The following is a 17593-nucleotide window of genomic DNA, read 5'->3' as shown; positions in this document are numbered from 1 at the left end:
GCTTAAGAGCCACCGCGCAGCGGTTTAGTACAGTGGTCGTTACAGGACGCGAATTTAATTAGTTGGATATAATCGAGGTTAATAAATCTAATTACTGGTTTAAAGGCCTTAATACCTATGGTATAATATGGCTATAGAGCTTAAGGACCGACTCTAATTATAATTAAATTGGTAGTTGGGGGCAAAATTATTATAATATCAGAGTACCATGAAGTGTGAGTTAGGACGGAGAGAGAAATGTGAAAGAGCTTATCAATCTTAAGATCGATTACGCCTTTAAGCTTATTTTCGGCAAAGAGGGGAATGAAGCGATTCTCATTGCATTTCTTAATGCCGCTCTGCAGTTGCCACAGAAAAGTAGGATTGAAGGCATAACGATTATGAATTCGGAATTGAACAAAGAATACCATGACGATAAGAAGTCTATTTTAGATGTTCGTGCTGTGACGATTGAAGGAATGCAGATTAACATAGAAATTCAATTAAGCAATCAATACGACATAGAGAAACGCTCACTGTTTTATTGGGCGGAAATGTACTCTAGGCAGATGCGAGAAGGGATGGCCTACAAGGAACTGGCGAAGGCGGTCACGATTAACATTTTAGATTTTAACTATTTGAATCAGACGAAGAACTACCATAGTGTATTTCATCTTTACGAAGACGAAGAGAGATTCCAGCTTACGGAAGCCTTAGAAATGCACTTCATGGAATTGCCTAAATTGGTCTCGAAGTGGCGACGAAGAGAGGTTAGCCCTTGGGAGAATGGTTTAGTTCGATGGTTATTGCTTCTGGAGGGTTCGGAAAATCAGGAAATTTTAAGAACACTGGAGGAGATTGCAATGCAAGATCCCGTTTTGCACCAGGCCATAGCTGCGTGGGAAAAGTCAAGTGATGATCCTAATGTGAGAGAAGAGTACTTTGCGAGACGCAAGGCAGTTTTAGATGAGAAGGCGGCCGTCAGAGAAGCAGAACTCCGCTTGAGGGAAGCAATCCAGAAGGGAATGGCAGAAGGAAGGGCAGAAGGAAAGGCAGAAGTTGCGAAGAATCTTCTGGACTTGGGAATGGAGATTTCAAAGGTAGTTAAAGCTACAGGTATGACGGAAGACGAAGTTAAAGGGCTAAAAGATTGAGACTACTGGTCGAGAGAGGGGTCTGCTCCCTATAGGGGGCCCTAGGAGCACTGGTGCCTGTCGAATCAGAAAAAGCTATCCCCTACACTATGGAAGTGTGGGGCGATTTTTTGTCCGCAATTCGCTTTTCCGCCAAAGGGGACTGTCCATAGATTAACGGTGTTAATTACCTGAGAGTAAATAGATAAGTTGACCAAAATACGTAAATAGAGGTAAGCGCTTAACGGAACAATACAACTGATAGCCTAACATCATAGATGTCTTGACTCGTTGAGAGGATCTACCTGGCCGCCGCCGTCGAGATCGGAAGGCGGCTGACGGAGGTTAAGGCCCTGCTCAAGTATGGAGAATGGGGCAAGTGGCTGGAGGAGTCGGTCGATTTCTCCCAGAGCAGGGCCAATAAACTGATGCGTATCTTCAAAGAGTACGGAGCCGAACAGCCTACCTCCTCAAATTCGGATCCGGATCCGAATTTGAACTACAGCCAGGCGGTGCTTCTTTTAGGTATCCCAAAGGAGGAACGGGCGCAATTCATCATCGATATGGATATTGAGGGAATGACCAATCAGGAACTTAGGCAAGCGGTCAATGAACGGAGGAAGACCCGGCAAGAAAAAGACCAGGTCTTACAGGAAAAAGACCTGGCCCTGCAGGAGAACGCGGACCTCCAGAAAACAGTGGAAGACCAAAGCGGTATCATCACCGAGCTGACTACGGAGCTTGCCAATCTGAAGGTCCAATTGGAGAACGTCAAGACGTCCAAAGCGGAACTCGATAAAACGGCCAGGCAGCTGAAGGACTCGTCTAAAGCAAGATGCCGTTTATATTAAGAATCACAAATAGTTGCAACTTTTCCCCAAGGGGGGCAGGGTAATTCTAAGCCTTGTCGAATTTGTTTCTTAAGTAGTATTGCGCAAAGAATTCCAGGTTAAAGGAAAATTATTAATGAAAAAAAGAAGCTTAATTCTCCAGTTATTTATTATGCTGTTCATAATTCTCCAATGCCTCATTACGTTTTTGGCTTTTTCGACCTATAAATATGCGGAATCAGTTATTCTCAAAGAGGTCATCCAGCTCAACACTAACATGCTTCAGCAGATTGCCATCAGGATCAATCAGGAATTGAAGGATGTTGAAGTTCTGGCCAGCCGCATTGCCTATGATACAAGTATTATTGAATCACTGAAGAAAAGCTCAGGCGGAGAGAGTGCCAACAAGGAACAGCTTCTGAAAATTGAAGGAATAATGTCGGGTTACATCTGGTCTTATCGAAGTACGGCCATGCTCATCGACGCCCATTTGATTGATAATCGCGGAAATACTTATTCCACCTCCTATTCTATGTCCTCCAATCAGGAGGCTGACTTAGCAACCTTTGACAAAGCACTGCAAAATGGCAAGGATAGTGAAATTTTCCCCATCAAGTCTTACTTTACCGCCACAGGGGGATATAATTGTTATTTCCAGGTAGCCAGAAAAGTTGAAGACTATATTTCCAAACAAAACTATGGGGTGCTCTTGTTAAATGTCAATGAAAAACTACTGGGTGATAATTATATTCGTTTGACGAATGAAGAAAAAGATTTCTTTATTGTTGACCAGAATGGGCTGATCATTTCTCACAGGGATAAAGACAAAATCAATGAAAAACTGAATAGCTTTGTGGAAGCCAATAGCAAAAACAAGCTGAATAACTATTATTTGCAAGATGATAAGCTCTTTATTTTTCAACCGATTAGCGATTACGGCTGGTACATAGTCGAGTCTGTTTCTTTAGCAAGCGCCATGCTGCCTCTCAAAAAAATTGAGCTTTTTCTAATTGCTTTTGGGATTTTATGCACTTTACTGACGGGTGTGGTACTAAGCGTTGTAGCAAGAAAGATTGCGGAACCCTTAAGTTTACTCACCAACAAAATGACTGAATTCAATCATGGCAATCTTTCCATTCAAATTCAGGATAGTACCTATAAGGAGTTTTCGGAAATCTCCATTTCCTTTAATGAACTGATTCAGCGGGTGAATTTTTTGCTTAAAGAAAACATCAACAATGAACGACAAAAACGCTTGCTGGAGCTTGATTTTTTGCGAGCTCAAATCAATCCGCATTTTATCTATAACACCTTAAGCTCCATTCGCTTTTATGTGGAAATGGGGAAAAACAAAGAAGCAGAGGAGATGCTTTATCATTTTTCTAAGCTGTTGCGCAGGGTGCTGTCCCGAGCAGATGAATTCGTACTGATAAGGGATGAGGTTAAGCATTTGGAGGACTATGTAGCCCTGCAAAAGATGAGATATTCCAACGCCTTTCTCGTAGAATTTTTACTGGATGAAAACATCTTAAATGTTCAGATCCCCTCCTTTATCCTGCAGCCAATTATCGAAAATGCTATTTTTTACGGTTTGCAGGTCAATAGATTGATTGTGATTAAGGTGGAAGCTGAGTTAGCAGATCATGATTTATATATCACGATTTCCGACAACGGAATCGGAATGAGCCAGGAGAAAATTACCGAGATCTTTAATAAAGAGGTTCAAATGAGCAGAGTAGGAATTTTAAATGTGCATGAACGAATTAGAATTCTTTACGGAGGCGCCTACGGTCTGACCATTGAACAGAATGAGCCGGAAGGAACTAAAGTAATCCTTAAATTACGATATGCATAGGAGGAATTATGTTAAGAATTGTCATTGCAGATGATGAACTGCCGATTCGGGAGTGGCTGAACTATTGTCTGAAAGATAAAAATACCAAGCTGGAGATTGTCGGAATTGCCTCAGATGGTTTGCAGGCCCAGGAGCTGGCTGTCAAAGAGAAGCCTGATGTGGTGATCATGGATATCAGGATGCCCAAAATGGATGGAATTACGGCGATGAAAAATATTAAGAAAGTACTGCCTCAGACGGAATTTGTTATCTTGACAAATTACGCTGATTTTTCCTACGCCAAACAAGCCATTAGCTGCGGTGCTAAGGAATACATCTTAAAGTCTGAATTAAGAAGCTCGGAATTAATTGAAATACTGGCAAAGATTGAAGAGGATCGCTCTACGCAATATGACAGACCAAGAATCGCGGATCAGTTGGAACGTGCAGCCCAAAAAACTCTGACAGAGTATTCCGGCGATCACCTTGACAACAACAATCAATTTATCGAAAAGGCCTTAATTTATATTCATGAACATTTCGATAAAACCATTTCCCTGGCCGACGTTGCCAGCCAGGTGTATCGATCTCCTGAGTATTTCAGCCGCTTGTTTAAGGAGGTAACCGGCGAAAACTTTAGTATTTACCTGATCAATTATCGGTTGACCCAAGCAAGAAGCCTATTAATCAATACAGATTTTAAAATTACAGATATTGCGTATAGGGTAGGCTATCAGAATCCAAGTTATTTTTCCAGACTTTACAAGAAGTATATGGGAATTACTCCGGAGGATGAGCGGAGAAAAAACAGCCCTAAAGCAAAATAGTGCAAAATGTTAAGAAAGTGACAAACGTTAGACTCTTGTATCAAGATAGTGCTAGAAACTCGACATGACAGTTACTAGCAGAGCGGGTTATTTTTGTTACAATAGGGCTAAGATTTGAAGGGCTGACCCGAATCCTTTGGGCAAGGCAACTAGATTTTATTGGGGGGAAGAGAAATGTTAAAGAAAAGGTCCAAATTGACAGCGACTGTCTTGGCCGTATTAATGCTGTTTTTGCTGACAGCATGTGGCACCACCACCGTAGATTCAGGCAAAAAAGGTGTAGGGGATTACAAAATGGTTCTTATATTACCCGGACCTATTAACGATCAAAGCTGGAATGCCACAAACTACGCCGGGTTGGTTAAGTCCAATAAAACCCTGGGCACAAAAATGGAATACGTCGAAAACGTACAGGCTGCTGATTATGAGTCTACCTTTAGAAATTATGCAGAGCGTGGTTATAACCTAATTATGGCAGCAGGTACTCAATTTGATGAAGCGGCCAATAAGGTTGCGGCGAACTATCCTAAAACAACGTTTTGCGTCGTCAATGGTATGGTTAGCAAGGGTCCAAATGTCGCTCCAATTTTCCCCAAAGAATATGAGGCAAGTTATATAGCTGCCTTAATGGCGGGAGAAGTCAGCAAAAACGGTCAATTTGCCACAATTGGCGGTTTCCCCAATAAGGCTATGGAACATTTGCTGGATGTCTATGAAAAGGTTGCCGTGGATCTCGCTAAAGCGCGCGGAATTTCCAATGCCAAAGCAGTTCGTGCCTATGCCAATAGCTGGGATGATGTAGCTTTAGGCAAACAAATGGCCGCTACAATGATTGATAATGGCGCCGATGTGATGTTTGTTTATGCAAATCAGGTTGGGTTAGGCTCTATCCAGGCCACCAAAGAAAAAGGGGCTAAATTCATCGGTTTCTCGGGCGATCAGACAACGATTGATCCCAATACAGTTGTCGGCTCGGTGGTGTTTGATTTTGAAACCTTTTACGTCTGGGCTATTCAAAAATACCTGGATGGCAGTTTAGATGGCAACAAAGTCCATGAAGCAGGAATTGCTGAGAATATCTTTAAGCCGATCTATACAGCCAACATTAGTAAAGATGTTCAAGACAAAGTAGCTGCAGGCATGGAGAAAGCTAAAAAAGGTGAAGTTGATTTTAACGCAATGTTTGTCAATAAATAGAAGTTCATTTTAAATATAAAGGTACTTAGAATAAATCAATAAAGCAAAAAAATAGCGGTTCCGAGAGGTGCCTCTATTTTTTTGAATAGGTGGTGAAATTGTGGAGACAGCTTTTTTTGAACTTAGGGGGATCAGTAAATACTTTGCCAAAGTTATTGCTAATCAAGATGTTTCCTTTTCCATTCAAAGAGGTGAAGTTTTAGCTTTGTTGGGAGAAAACGGAGCAGGTAAAAGTACGATTATGAAGATCCTCTACGGTCTATACAAGGCCGACGAAGGGAAACTATTTAAAGATGGTAGTGAGATAAAAATAGATTCGCCCAAGGAGGCCATGGAACTTGGGATTTCCATGATCCAACAGCATTTTTCTCTGGTACCTGCTCACACTGTGACAGAAAATATTATCTTAGGCAATGTTCATGGCACAATTGATCAGAAGTTGTTTGGGGAAGAAATCAAAAGGCTGGCTGAGCTTTATGGCTTTGAGCTTAATCCTAATGACTATATCCGCGACTTGGCAGTCGGTGTTCAACAAAAAGTAGAAATCTTAAAGGCTCTGTATCAAAAAACCAATCTTTTAATTATGGATGAACCAACTGCAGTTCTCACTCCTCAAGAGGCTGAAAACCTCATGGGATTTGTCAGAGATTTTACCGCCCAAGGTAATTCGGTCATTTTTATCACTCACAAGTTAAAAGAGGTCATGAGTGTTGCGGATCGGATTATTGTCATGAGGGCCGGAAGGGTTTGTGGGGACATAAAGCGGGTTAAGACAAACGAACTGGAATTATCCAAATTGATGATCGGCAGAGATTTAAAGTGGGTAACTAAAGATGACCGGCAGGAATCGATTGATCAGGAAGTGCGCTTGGAAATCCAACATGTTACCCTGCAGGAGAAAACCGGGGTTCCAGCCTTGAACGATATTTCTTTGGCGTTGCACAAAGGAGAAATTCTGGGGATTGCAGGGGTCAGTGGCAATGGCCAGCAGGAACTCTGCGAAATAGTGTGTGGTGCTATTTTGCCGACAAAGGGGAGAATCTTGCTGGATGGGGAGGATATTACTGAACGGAAAATCAGAGCCAGGATAGACTTAGGAATTGGCTATGTTCCTGCGGACAGAAGCAGTGATGGCATGATTATGGATATGTCCATTGCCGAGAATATGCTGCTGAAGAGTAGTTACGATAAAAAATGGCAAAAGCGCGGATTTATTGACAAGCAAAAGCTTAATCAATACACCTTGCAGGAGATCCGGGAGTATTCAATTAAGGCTCCTTCACCGGAGACTATTGCTCGTGGTTTATCAGGGGGCAACCAACAAAAAGTGGTTTTGGCCAGGGAAGTGGATAATGGAGAGAAGGTCATCGTCTTCGATCAACCGACCAGAGGGTTAGACCTGGGCGCGGTTAACCACGTTCACCAAGTTATTCTTAAGGAACGTGCCAAAGGAAAAAGTGTTTTACTGGTATCTACTGAGCTTTCGGAGATTTTTGCGCTTTCTGACAGAATTGCGATCTTGTATAAGGGCGGAATACAAGGGGTATTTAACAGTGCCGAGCTTACCACGGAAAAGATTGGTCTGTTAATGGCCGGATTTCGCGAAGGGGAGGTGAGCAACGATGCAGGCTAAGCTAAGAGATCTCCTGATCACCAATATTCTGGCGATTGTCTTAGGAATCATTGCCAGTGGGTTAATGCTTCTGTTTCTGGGTAAAAATCCCCTTAGCGCCTATGGCGTATTAATCACCTCGGTGGTGCGTGACGGATATACCTTTGCGGACATATTTGTGAAAGCAACGCCCTTAATGTTCACGGCTTTAGCCTTTGCTTTTACCTACAAAGCCAATTTGTACAATATTGGTGCCCAAGGGCAGTTTTACATCGGTGCGGTAATTGCAGCCGCCAGCTCCTTGTTGCTTCAGAACATCCTGCCTGGTTGGTTGGTACTGATTATTACCTTGCTCCTAACGATTGTTGGCGGTGGCCTTTGGGGGGCATTTATTGGCTTTGTCAAGGCCAGGTACAATTCCAATGAATTTTTAGTTAGTATGATGTCGACCTATGTGGCTTTGGCCATTATGAATTATTTGCTGCGAACGTTTCTCATGGAAGGGAAAGCTGAATACCCTCAAACGGATGCACTGGCTGCGTCTGTCTGGCTGCCTCGTATCATCCCCGGTACCAGGCTGCATATTGGTTTTGTTTTGGCAGTGCTGGCCTGTGTTGGTGTTTGGGTTCTGCTTTACAAGACTCCGCTTGGTTATCGCATCCGTGCCGTTGGTTATAATGCGGGAGCCGCGGAAATGTCAGGCATTAATGCCAAGAAACTTTATATTCTGGCATTTTTTATCAGTGGGGCATTAGCCGGAGTGGCAGGATTCACGGAAGTTAACGGGGTACAACATATGCTGGTTCAGGGCTTTAATCCGGACCTTGGAGCAGCTGGGATCGGCATTGCCATTTTAGCCAATGGCAACCCCATAGGCATAATTTTTGCCGCTATTTTATTTGGTGCGCTGAAGGTTGGTGGTACTATTATGGGGCAGATGTCAGGGATCCCCTCAAGTATCATTGAATTGATGCAAGGCTTTGTGATGGTCTTTGTCATTCTCTCGTATTTTGTTCGGACCTGGTTGGAAAATAACCGGGAAAAACGCAAATTACAAAAGGCGGTGGCAAAATGATCAATTTGTTAAGCAGTACAATCATGATGGGGACGCCATTGCTGTTTGGAGCTCTAGCAGAAGTCATTGCCGAACGAACCGGGATGATGGTAACGGCTATTGAAGGTATCTTTTTAATGGGAGCCTGGGCCGGTTTTGTGGGAGGGTATTTAAGCGGTAGTTTGATCGTGGGATTTTTATCGGCCATGCTGGCCGGTTTATTGGTGGCAAGTTTATATGGCTGGATTTGTATCTATTTAAAGCAACATCAAGTGGTTACCGGGGTGGCCATCAACCTTTTGGTAGTAGGTCTTTGTTCATTTTTGTACCGGGTCATTTTTGGAGTTCCCATAACTCCGCTAACCGTTAATCCTTTAGCAACGATTCCAATTCCACTGCTTTCAGAAATTCCGCTGCTTGGGCCAATCCTGTTTAACCAAAATATATTGACCTACATTATCTATTTGTTGGCGCCGCTCTCGTATTTCATGCTCTATAAAACTTCTATCGGTTTAACGATACGGTCTGCCGGTGAAAATCCTGAAGCGGTGGATGTGGCAGGCATCAATGTTCTTAGGGTCCGCTTTCTTACGGTGCTTTTAGCAGGGGTTATGGGCGGAGTAGCCGGTGCTTTTTATTCGATTGGTTTTCTGGGCATGTTTACGACGAATATTATTGGTGGCCGTGGTTGGATTGCTTTTGCTATTTGCTTCTTAGGCAATTGGAATCCCAAGGGAGCAGTTATCGGTACCCTGGCTTTCGGATTTGCTGAAGCAATTGCTATTTATATGCAGTCTATAGGGAACAGTGCCTTATTTCCCAATGAATTATTTATTGCGCTGCCCTATATTATGACGATTGTTTTAACAATTTCCAGAAAATCCTTTAGTGTACCTGCTAAATTGGGAGTACCTTATGTAAAAGAAAATTAACTCCCTGGTGACCCGTACTTCCCTCAATTAGTCGTTAGAGGAAGTTAAATAGCTATAGCCCTCATCTAATTCTAGGTGGGGGCTTTATCGGTTGGTCTGAATCTGGTGGGACTGACCAATAATAAAAAACCCTATCGCTGAGAGAAACGCCGAATTTTTCTCCAGCTCTCTGAATCCGATGTAACTGGGAGCTAAGCTAAAGGAAAGGTATAGGGCTTTATCTTGCAGTCATCGATGCAAGAAGAAATATTGAAGACATATTACTTGAAAGATTCATTTAGTATGTAAAGAAGAAATAACCGCCCCTGCCAAGGATTGCGGTTATTTCTTGTAACCTCTAATTCAGCGTGAATATTGAAGAGTTATTAAAATGAGTGCATTAGGCTGCAACCTGTGATCACCGCTCTGTTATACTGATAGATTCTATTGCAACACTTCCGCCTCTAACCACTTCAATGCTTTGAAAATTACTACTCAAGAGATTAATCAGATCGTTGTTCTTGCTTTCCGTTTGAACGCATTCCATCAAGACACTTTCTTTATCGTAATCTATGATTGAAACACCAAAGACCTCAGCAATTCTGAACAATGCTTCCTGATCACCTTTTGAGCATTTTCTTATTTTAACAAAGAGCAGTTCCTTCATATGAATCGGACTATTAGTAAGATCAATGACTTTGATAACTTCTACACAACGATTTAATTGCTTCTTGATCTGTTCAAAAGTTTCATCATCACTCTTTAATCTAATGGTCATTCTTGAAACGGTTTCATCCTCTGTCATTCCCACCGTCAGACTTTCTAAATTATAGGCTTTTCCTGCAAATAGACCTGAAATCTTCGCCAAAACACCGATATCATTTTCAACAAACAGTGAAATCCAGCGTTTCTCCATGGTTAATTCCTCCCTTAATATTCCAAAATCATGTCATACAATGGTTTTCCACCTTGGACCATGGGCAGAACAAGTTCATCTTTGTCCATGATAAATTCGATGATCGTAGGACCTTTCGTGTTCTTTAATGCCTGTTCGAAGGCGGTCCCAATTTCCACTTCTCTTGTCACACGGATACCTTCCGCTCCGTAAGACTTAGCCAAGGCAACAAAATCCGGTGAATAGACAGGACATTGATCACTTGTACCACTACATCTTAAATCGCATGCTTTCCTGCGTCTTGTACATACACTGGAATAATGCTTTTCGTAAAAGAGTGTTTGAACTTGTCTGACCATTCCTAAAGAGCTGTTGTTAAATATGCAAATAATCACAGGAAGCTCCTCTGCCACAGCAGTAGCCATCTCTTGAATATTCATCTGCATTCCCCCGTCACCGGAAATACAAATAACTAATTTATCTTCATTGCCTATTTTTGCACCGATGGCAGCAGGCAAACCATAGCCCATTGTTCCCATACCACCTGAGGTTAACAGCTTCATATTCTTATTTAACTCTAAAAACTGAGTTGTCCACATTTGGTGTTGCCCGACGTCCGTTACGATGATTGCGTCTTTGAAGTTTTCATTGATATGGTCAATAATCTTTTTGGCGGTTAGCCCTTTGTTCTTCTGCATAGTAAGGGGATGTGATGCTTTCCAGGTTTCAAGCTGCTTCAGCCATTCCGTTGTGTCATGTTCTTTTACATAGTTAAGCATGGCTTCAATAGCTTCTTTTGCGTCAGCAACGATGGGAATATCCACCTTGATATTCTTGGAGATGGAGGCTGTATCAATATCGATATGCACAATTTTAGCTTTGCGTGCAAATTCACTGATTTTACTCGTAACTCGATCACTAAATCTTGTTCCGATGGAAAATAGCAGATCACATTCCGTAATTGCCATATTGGCGGCATAACTTCCATGCATGCCAACATTGCCGAGATAATAGGCATGGTTAGTGTCAATACTTCCTTTTCCCATCATGGTTGTCACGACAGGAATCTTTGTTAGTTCCACAAGCTTCGTGAGTTCAGCGTAGGCTCCGGCGATATTTACCCCTCCACCAATCAGGAAAATCGGTTTTTGGGAAGCTTTTAATAAATCCACCGCCTTTTTAAGCTGTCCGATGTGTACTTTCGTACTTGGCTTGTACCCTCTGAGATTCACCTTTTCTGGATAGTCATCACTGCCTAACTCAAGCATAATATCCTTAGGTAAATCGATTAATACCGGGCCGGGTTTCCCGGTTCTGGCAATATAGAAAGCTTCCTTGATTATTTTGCCGAGATTCTTTCGATCGTTAACAATGACTCCATATTTACAAATACTTCTCGTGATACCAATGATGTCAGCCTCTTGAAAGGCATCGTCTCCGATCAAGCTAGAGGCAACCTGCCCTGACAAGCAAACCAGCGGCACACTATCATAGTAAGCGGTTGCTATTCCGGTGACCATGTTTGTCGCACCCGGACCACCGGTCACCAAGCATACGCCCACTTTACCTGTCGAACGTGCATAACCGTCTGCCTCATGAACCAGTGCCTGCTCATGTCGTGGCAATACAACCTTAATTGCCTCCTGGTGATAGAGTTCGTCGAAAATATCCGTTACCAGTCCTCCCGGATAACCAAATACTGTATCTACTCCTTCTTCCTGTAACGCTTTTACTAATAAACTGGTTCCTTTGACTTGTTGCATAGTCTTGTTACCTCCTTAAAAATTTATAAAAGCAAACAAAAAGCCCTAAGCTAAATTTTGCTTTAGCTTAGGGCGAATCTACTTCCGTGTTACCACCTAAATTCAGAGGAAAGACCTCTGCACTCTGTCGGTACGGAAAACAAATAGGGTACTGAATAAATCAGCACGAATACTGTGATCGATACCGCTTTCCTTGTAACGGTGGAAAACTCCGTTGAAGTCTACTAGAGATTTCTCTCGTTCGGTTCACTGCTCAAAGGCTACTTCCATACTTCCTCCATGAAGATTCGCACCAACCATCTTCTCTCTTGAATAGCGGGAGTATGTACTCCTCCTGATCATCGCATTACAATTTGCTTTTGTTTTTCCAGTGTATCAAGTAACTTATCGGATGTCAATATAAGGATGATGCTCTTTTTAAGAGCGAAGGCCTGCAACAATTTGCACCACTGTCTTCGAACCATTACGGTGGATGACCTCCTCCAAATTTTTAAGGCTGACGAAACAGTTACGCACTTTGGAGGGGTATGGATTGCAAGAAGCGGTTATATAATTTTCAATAGATTATGAAGGCTTCCGATTGGATCTGTATCCCATGGACTGGATCCCAAGGTCATTGCAGATTTTCTGAATGAATATAACGCTTTTTTTAATGAGCCATGCAGGAAGTGTTGGGCAGTCAGGTTATGCCTCAAGTGCTTTAACTTGGTGAACCACAAGGATGAATTTGATCGGGAAAACCTGAATGAGTTTTGCCAATCCATGAGAAAGCGGCTATTCAGAACCTTAGCAGAATACTGTAGTATTCGGGAACAAAACGACAAGGCACAGCTTACCTCCTCAAATTCGGATTAATCCGAATTTGAACTACAGCCAGGCGGTGCTTCTTTTAGGCCCTGCAGGAGAACGCGGACCTCCAGAAAACAGTGGAAGACCAAAGCGGTATCATCACCGAGCTGACTACGGAGTTTGCCAATCTGAAGGTCCAATTGGAGAACGTCAAGACGTCCAAAGCGGAACTCGTTAAAACGGCCAGGCAGTTGAAGGATTCGCTGGAGTCGCTCCAACAAAGTTCATCCGCCAAGGGCTATGAGAGGATGAAAACGAACTTCATTAATACGTCGCTCAAGGTCAAGGCCAACCATATTGCCTTCCTCGGTGAAAACTTGGATAAAACCATTAAGGAAGTAAAGCATGAGCTGCTCCAAATCGCCCCCAATGACAAGGAGACGTATATCACTTATAAGAATAAAGTTTACGAGCTTTTGAATGTGTGGCTTAAGGATGAGACCTGGAGCAGGCAAGCTCGTCCTGGCGAAGATACGCCGTAAGGAAGCGAGAGGTGGCACATGCCCTTTCTGCCATGCTCCGTCTCGTTTTGAATGTGGATATAACGAAAAAGACCCCGTGAAGGAGGTCTATCAATCATTATATATTCGTTCGATTTCACCCACTAAATAATTGAAGTCTAGTTCGGACATGCGCCCAATGAAATCATCTTCGTTTGGATTCAAGAGATGTATCAAGAACGCCTGGATAAGGCACGACAGAAAAAGGAGCGGAAAGAGCTTTCAGCGGAGTGATGTTCTTGTTATGAACGACTATGACGATAAAGAACTCCCAGGCCCTCTGGGGTGACTATGATACCATATCTCATTTGCCATCGCAGAACTGGTGCGGCCTAAGAATGCCTCCTACGTGACCGTGATCCGCTATAGTTGGGATGGTAAAGTTCGACACTTGATAGGCTAAGCAATAGGGCAAGTAAGCATAAGCTATAGTCATGGCTAGACGGAAGGGAAGAGACTGTCTTGAAATCGGATCTACCCCAGGCAAGCAAAAGCTTGGCATTACCCTCGAAGATTATCTGCTTTCGCGCTCGGATCAGGTCCTAAGTCCTCAGCGCTTGAAACAACTCGACAGAGGCTCCTCTCAAAGAAAATCTTCTTAAAACTGGTCTAGCGGGTTATCAAGAAGGGATTCTAAGTGACTGGTGGTGTGATGTGAAAAAGTCTATGCAGGGAAAAGGAGCGAAACTAAGAATCTTAGGCTTCGCTCCTTTTTTAACATAGAATTGTCTGAGCTGAGCGTTATGCTTTAAGCAGAGTAAGCTATGCATGATAGACTATCAAGCAGAAGGTCCGTGTTAATAGGGTAAAATATAAAGAATATTGTAAAAAGGAACAGTTGTTGGCAGGGTTTAACAGAATAATGAAGAATTTAGGCTATAGAAAGTGTTTGCAGTTATATGCGCTATTAGAAATAGGATGCCAGATTTTCCGCTCACGGGTGACCCACGTAATAAAAAAGTCAGAACTCAGCATGTTGAAGGAATACATAAAAAGGAAGCTTAGCGAACCAAATTGGCGCTAATAGTTATCCCAAATGTGGTGGGGAGTTACTCACGAGAAAGGGTAAATATGGAGATTTTAAAGGGTGTAACAATTACTCGAAGGTAGGTTTACAATTACCAACTAGACAATGAATCCTGATTTTGATAAAAGTGGAGTCAATAGATTATAAGTATTAATAATGTCTAAACCCAGCAGGTATGAAAGCGTTCCACAAAATCAGTGTTGACGGCATCAGTAGGATGTTGCGAAGTAAGGCCTTATTTTGATTTCTGTAAAATTATTATAACTTCATATAAAGACCGTTAGATATCGCCCTTTCAGAAGAGGTAAAGCATGGTTTATTTTGAAACACAAAGGTTGGTATTTCGAGATTGGAATGAACAAGACCTATATGAATTTCGGATAATGAATAAGGATACCAGGGTAATGAAATATTTTACTAAAACGCTTGCTGATGAGGAAACAGATAGATTTTACAACATAATTAAAGATGAATTCAGAAATTATGGGTATGGCCTTTATGCAGTTGAATCGAGTCATAGTAATAGTTTCATTGGCTTTATAGGATACCATTGGGCAAACTTCAACTCTCAATTTACTCCTTGTATTGAAATAGGTTGGAGACTTAAATATGAAGCATGGGGTAATGGATTTGCAACAGAAGGGGCAAAGGCATGTTTAACATATGGAATAGAAAGACTAGAATTCAATAAAATATATAGCTTCACTTCGAAAATAAATGTTCAATCTGAAAATGTAATGAAAAAGATTGGCATGGTAAAAGTTATGGAATTTGAACATCCGAATATTATTGAGGGCAGTCCTCTGAGGAGGCATGTATTTTATTCTATTGATTCAAGTAGTTGACCGTATTCTTTATCAAAGTTGTTAGATGTTTGTCTGTTTCGCAATCTTCTTTTATAGCGTCCCAAGTCAAGTTCCACTAATTCTTATACTGTGACGCATTGGTAGGATAATCCTGCTAATAAAAATCAACCATAATTTGAGAAAAATATTATAGAAAATCATTTCAATATCACAAGCACTCTGGGTTAAGACTTGACATGGGACCCTGCATCGGATGCTTCAATGGGTCGAGGGCTGTGGCTCATAGTATGTATTCCTTTTGGGTAAGCCCCATCCCCTGATTTAGGGTAGCATCCTCGCCCCCAACCCGTAGGGATCGTTTACTTGTTGCTTTTATATTACCAATTGGAAGTTAATGAAGAATATATTTAGATTGAAGATGAGAAAATTAAGATTAGACATTGGTCAACCAAAGGAAAAATATACGAACAGGTTCGTATTAAGTCAATTAGACAGATAATTAGCGAAGTTCGTAAAAAAACTGTTATACGCCATACTCGGTTTGGATGTAATATTGGAAAAAGGCATTAGATTGATTAGAAATACTAACAAGACTTAGACTAAAGTTTATCGACAAGATAAAACGACGTTAGGTAATAATTGAAGGAGGCAGCATATATGCCAAAAGTATATAAATATCATGTATCTCCTGAACAATCACTAATTAATAAAGATTTTGGTAGAATCGATTACTGTGATTCATATCAAATCGTAAAAAGCACGGATGAGACGATTGATAATCTCACAACAGAAATATTTAGGATTCCCAAATGGGTTGACTTTTTAATGAGGATTAGAGGTTCTTTAGTTAGGTTGTTTGGATTAAATACTGGAAAAAAGAAGGATATTACTGAATCAATTTATTATCCAATTGGAACGAAAGCAGGTTATTTTGCAGTTATTGACAGAAACGAAAATGAAATTGTTATGGCTGAAAATGATAAACATTTAAACTTTAGAACAGCTGTTATGAAAAAGAAAAGTGAGCAAAATTGTTTTATTTATTTGACCACGATTGTAAGGTTTAATAATATTTGGGGTAAAATATATTTTTTACCAGTAAAGCCATTTCACCAAATCATTATCAAATCATTATTAAAGAGGCTATAACTCTTTTTTTGTAAGATAATTGAATGCAAATACCATTTGGTTTTGGCTTTGGGTTATTAATAACATGCAGTATCTGCCGTACGGCGTACAACAGAGAATTCCCAACACTTTGCCAAGATGAAAGCGGAATGGCGCGTCGGGAATTCTCGGGACGTTAGTACGCCAAGTAAGCTTGGTATTTCTTACAAGGTGAAAGTCCTTGTTGGGCAAGGCCTAACCAGCCACCCATATCGAGTGTTGCGCCAAAACTGGTAACAGCAAGGTGAAGTGTACACAGAGAACCATATAGGCCATAAGGAGGACCATAACTCCTGAAGCACATTCAGCCTCGTTAACGTGTGTTCGGAAACGGACAAAGTGCAGGTGACCACGTGTTTAACGTCACGGAAGTCAATACAAAAGAATCATTAAAGGTGAGATTCCGGAGGGCCTGTCGGGGTCAGAGAACATGGCATGTATGGAGAGAAGTATCAGGAACTTGGGAGACCCAGTTGGTTCCGGCAAAGACCGGTAAGACTTACCAATCGAAAAAGAGGAAGACTGAAGACCAGCAGGGAGTGGATTAATTCACAGTACTCTGAGGTCGGGAGAGCCGGCTACATGGGGAAGGGGTTAACAAGAGTATGCAGCCTGTAAAGGAAACCAGCACCGGACATGTCGGATCGGAAATATGCTGGCAAACCTCCCTGCGGGGAATAGCAAAGAAGGCAACAGAAAACAAAACTCACCGGTTTGGAAACTTATATAAACTGTTTACCGTCGAAGCACTGCGCGAAGCATTCCATGATCTAAAGAAGAAAGCCTCTGCAGGAATAGACAACATAACGGTCAAGGAATATACAGAGGAATTGGAATCCAACCTTGGCAAGGCAGTAGAGCAGTTAAAAAGCAAACAATACCGTGCGAAGCTAGTACGCAGAGTGTATATCGACAAAGGCAACGGAAAGAAAAGACCGCTGGGTATACCTACGGTCTCAGACAAGATCATTCAACGCGCGGCGGCGAAGATTCTAGAGGCAATCTATGAACAGGAGTTCAGTGACCATAGCTATGGATACCGACCGCATACAGGAGCACAAAAGGCAGTAATAGATTTAACCCATGAACTAAACTTTGGAAAGTATAGCTACATCGTTGAAGCAGACATCAAGGGATTTAGCGACATTAATTCTGAACGGTATTGGCTAGCAGTAGCATGTTAGGTAGGGAATACTATTAAAAGGTAAC

The 17593-nt window shown here is 41.8% G+C and carries 14 protein-coding genes, 1 pseudogene and 1 other annotated feature; of the genes and pseudogenes, 13 read left to right on the top strand and 2 right to left on the bottom strand.

Annotated features, from left to right (window positions below):
- Positions 1-239 precede the first annotated feature (239 nt).
- The 8 genes and pseudogenes from E4K67_RS21210 to E4K67_RS21175 all read left to right on the top strand — a co-directional run bounded on the left by E4K67_RS21210 (position 240) and on the right by E4K67_RS21175 (position 9398).
- Positions 240-1133, top strand: a complete 894-nt coding sequence (locus E4K67_RS21210) for an Rpn family recombination-promoting nuclease/putative transposase (protein WP_135550382.1) — start codon at positions 240-242, stop codon at positions 1131-1133.
- 278 nt (positions 1134-1411) lie between these two features.
- Positions 1412-1936: pseudogene (locus E4K67_RS21205) on the top strand (DUF3102 domain-containing protein); the annotation flags it as partial.
- Between the two features lie 142 nt (positions 1937-2078).
- Positions 2079-3797 (top strand): cache domain-containing sensor histidine kinase, encoded by a 1719-nt coding sequence (locus E4K67_RS21200; RefSeq protein ID WP_135550380.1) that lies wholly within the window; start codon positions 2079-2081, stop codon positions 3795-3797.
- Positions 3798-3805: 8 nt separating this feature from the next.
- Complete coding sequence (locus E4K67_RS21195; RefSeq protein ID WP_135550378.1) at positions 3806-4603, top strand: response regulator transcription factor; 798 nt, start codon at positions 3806-3808, stop codon at positions 4601-4603.
- 174 nt (positions 4604-4777) lie between these two features.
- Positions 4778-5800: a BMP family protein gene (locus E4K67_RS21190; protein ID WP_135550376.1), complete on the top strand. Its 1023-nt coding sequence runs from the start codon at positions 4778-4780 to the stop codon at positions 5798-5800.
- Positions 5801-5900: 100 nt separating this feature from the next.
- On the top strand, positions 5901-7433 hold the full coding sequence (locus E4K67_RS21185; RefSeq protein ID WP_135550374.1) for an ABC transporter ATP-binding protein: 1533 nt from the start codon (positions 5901-5903) through the stop codon (positions 7431-7433).
- A complete protein-coding gene (locus tag E4K67_RS21180) occupies positions 7423-8487 on the top strand; it encodes an ABC transporter permease (protein ID WP_135550372.1) in 1065 nt (354 codons plus the stop codon). Before E4K67_RS21185 ends, E4K67_RS21180 begins: the two co-directional genes overlap by 11 nt.
- Entirely contained in the window at positions 8484-9398 is a 915-nt protein-coding gene (locus tag E4K67_RS21175) for an ABC transporter permease (protein ID WP_135550369.1), read from the top strand. The genes E4K67_RS21180 and E4K67_RS21175 overlap by 4 nt, the downstream gene beginning before the upstream one ends.
- 397 nt (positions 9399-9795) lie before the next feature.
- Here the strand turns inward: E4K67_RS21175 and ilvN are convergent, their stop codons facing one another.
- Both ilvN and ilvB read right to left on the bottom strand, forming a co-directional pair.
- Positions 9796-10293, bottom strand: a complete 498-nt coding sequence (ilvN, locus tag E4K67_RS21170; RefSeq protein WP_135550368.1) for an acetolactate synthase small subunit — start codon at positions 10291-10293, stop codon at positions 9796-9798.
- Between the two features lie 14 nt (positions 10294-10307).
- The gene (ilvB, locus tag E4K67_RS21165) at positions 10308-12035 is read right to left on the bottom strand and encodes a biosynthetic-type acetolactate synthase large subunit (RefSeq protein ID WP_135550366.1); all 1728 of its coding nucleotides are present in this window, start codon (positions 12033-12035) and stop codon (positions 10308-10310) included.
- A 65-nt stretch (positions 12036-12100) separates the two neighbouring features.
- Positions 12101-12386 (bottom strand) — a binding site (T-box leader).
- A gap of 575 nt (positions 12387-12961) precedes the next feature.
- Between ilvB and E4K67_RS21160 the strand changes: the two genes are divergently transcribed.
- The 5 genes from E4K67_RS21160 (at position 12962) to E4K67_RS21135 (ending at position 17568) form a co-directional block, all read left to right on the top strand.
- Entirely contained in the window at positions 12962-13366 is a 405-nt protein-coding gene (locus E4K67_RS21160; RefSeq protein ID WP_243454570.1) for a hypothetical protein, read from the top strand.
- Between the two features lie 1031 nt (positions 13367-14397).
- The gene (locus tag E4K67_RS31615; RefSeq protein WP_420841573.1) at positions 14398-14520 is read left to right on the top strand and encodes a topoisomerase DNA-binding C4 zinc finger domain-containing protein; all 123 of its coding nucleotides are present in this window, start codon (positions 14398-14400) and stop codon (positions 14518-14520) included.
- 202 nt (positions 14521-14722) lie between these two features.
- The gene (locus tag E4K67_RS21150; protein ID WP_135550364.1) at positions 14723-15256 is read left to right on the top strand and encodes a GNAT family N-acetyltransferase; all 534 of its coding nucleotides are present in this window, start codon (positions 14723-14725) and stop codon (positions 15254-15256) included.
- A gap of 618 nt (positions 15257-15874) precedes the next feature.
- A complete protein-coding gene (locus E4K67_RS21145; RefSeq protein WP_135550362.1) occupies positions 15875-16366 on the top strand; it encodes a DUF2867 domain-containing protein in 492 nt (163 codons plus the stop codon).
- A 623-nt stretch (positions 16367-16989) separates the two neighbouring features.
- Complete coding sequence (locus tag E4K67_RS21135; RefSeq protein ID WP_135550359.1) at positions 16990-17568, top strand: reverse transcriptase domain-containing protein; 579 nt, start codon at positions 16990-16992, stop codon at positions 17566-17568.
- Positions 17569-17593: the final 25 nt, after the last annotated feature.

Source organism: Desulfosporosinus fructosivorans, from assembly GCF_004766045.1.
Classification (GTDB): domain Bacteria; phylum Bacillota; class Desulfitobacteriia; order Desulfitobacteriales; family Desulfitobacteriaceae; genus Desulfosporosinus; species Desulfosporosinus fructosivorans.
Note: the sequence above shows the minus strand (reverse complement) of the source record. Positions and strands in the feature narration are given on the sequence as shown.

Coding starts and splice junctions, on each gene's coding strand:
- E4K67_RS21200 (WP_135550380.1), top strand. CDS start 2,079: ATGAAAAAAAGAAGCTTAATTCTCCAGTTATTTATTATGCTGTTCATA.
- E4K67_RS21150 (WP_135550364.1), top strand. CDS start 14,723: ATGGTTTATTTTGAAACACAAAGGTTGGTATTTCGAGATTGGAATGAA.
- E4K67_RS21135 (WP_135550359.1), top strand. CDS start 16,990: ATGCAGCCTGTAAAGGAAACCAGCACCGGACATGTCGGATCGGAAATA.
- ilvB (WP_135550366.1), bottom strand. CDS start 12,035: ATGCAACAAGTCAAAGGAACCAGTTTATTAGTAAAAGCGTTACAGGAA.
- ilvN (WP_135550368.1), bottom strand. CDS start 10,293: ATGGAGAAACGCTGGATTTCACTGTTTGTTGAAAATGATATCGGTGTT.
- E4K67_RS21180 (WP_135550372.1), top strand. CDS start 7,423: ATGCAGGCTAAGCTAAGAGATCTCCTGATCACCAATATTCTGGCGATT.
- E4K67_RS21175 (WP_135550369.1), top strand. CDS start 8,484: ATGATCAATTTGTTAAGCAGTACAATCATGATGGGGACGCCATTGCTG.
- E4K67_RS21145 (WP_135550362.1), top strand. CDS start 15,875: ATGCCAAAAGTATATAAATATCATGTATCTCCTGAACAATCACTAATT.
- E4K67_RS21195 (WP_135550378.1), top strand. CDS start 3,806: ATGTTAAGAATTGTCATTGCAGATGATGAACTGCCGATTCGGGAGTGG.
- E4K67_RS21190 (WP_135550376.1), top strand. CDS start 4,778: ATGTTAAAGAAAAGGTCCAAATTGACAGCGACTGTCTTGGCCGTATTA.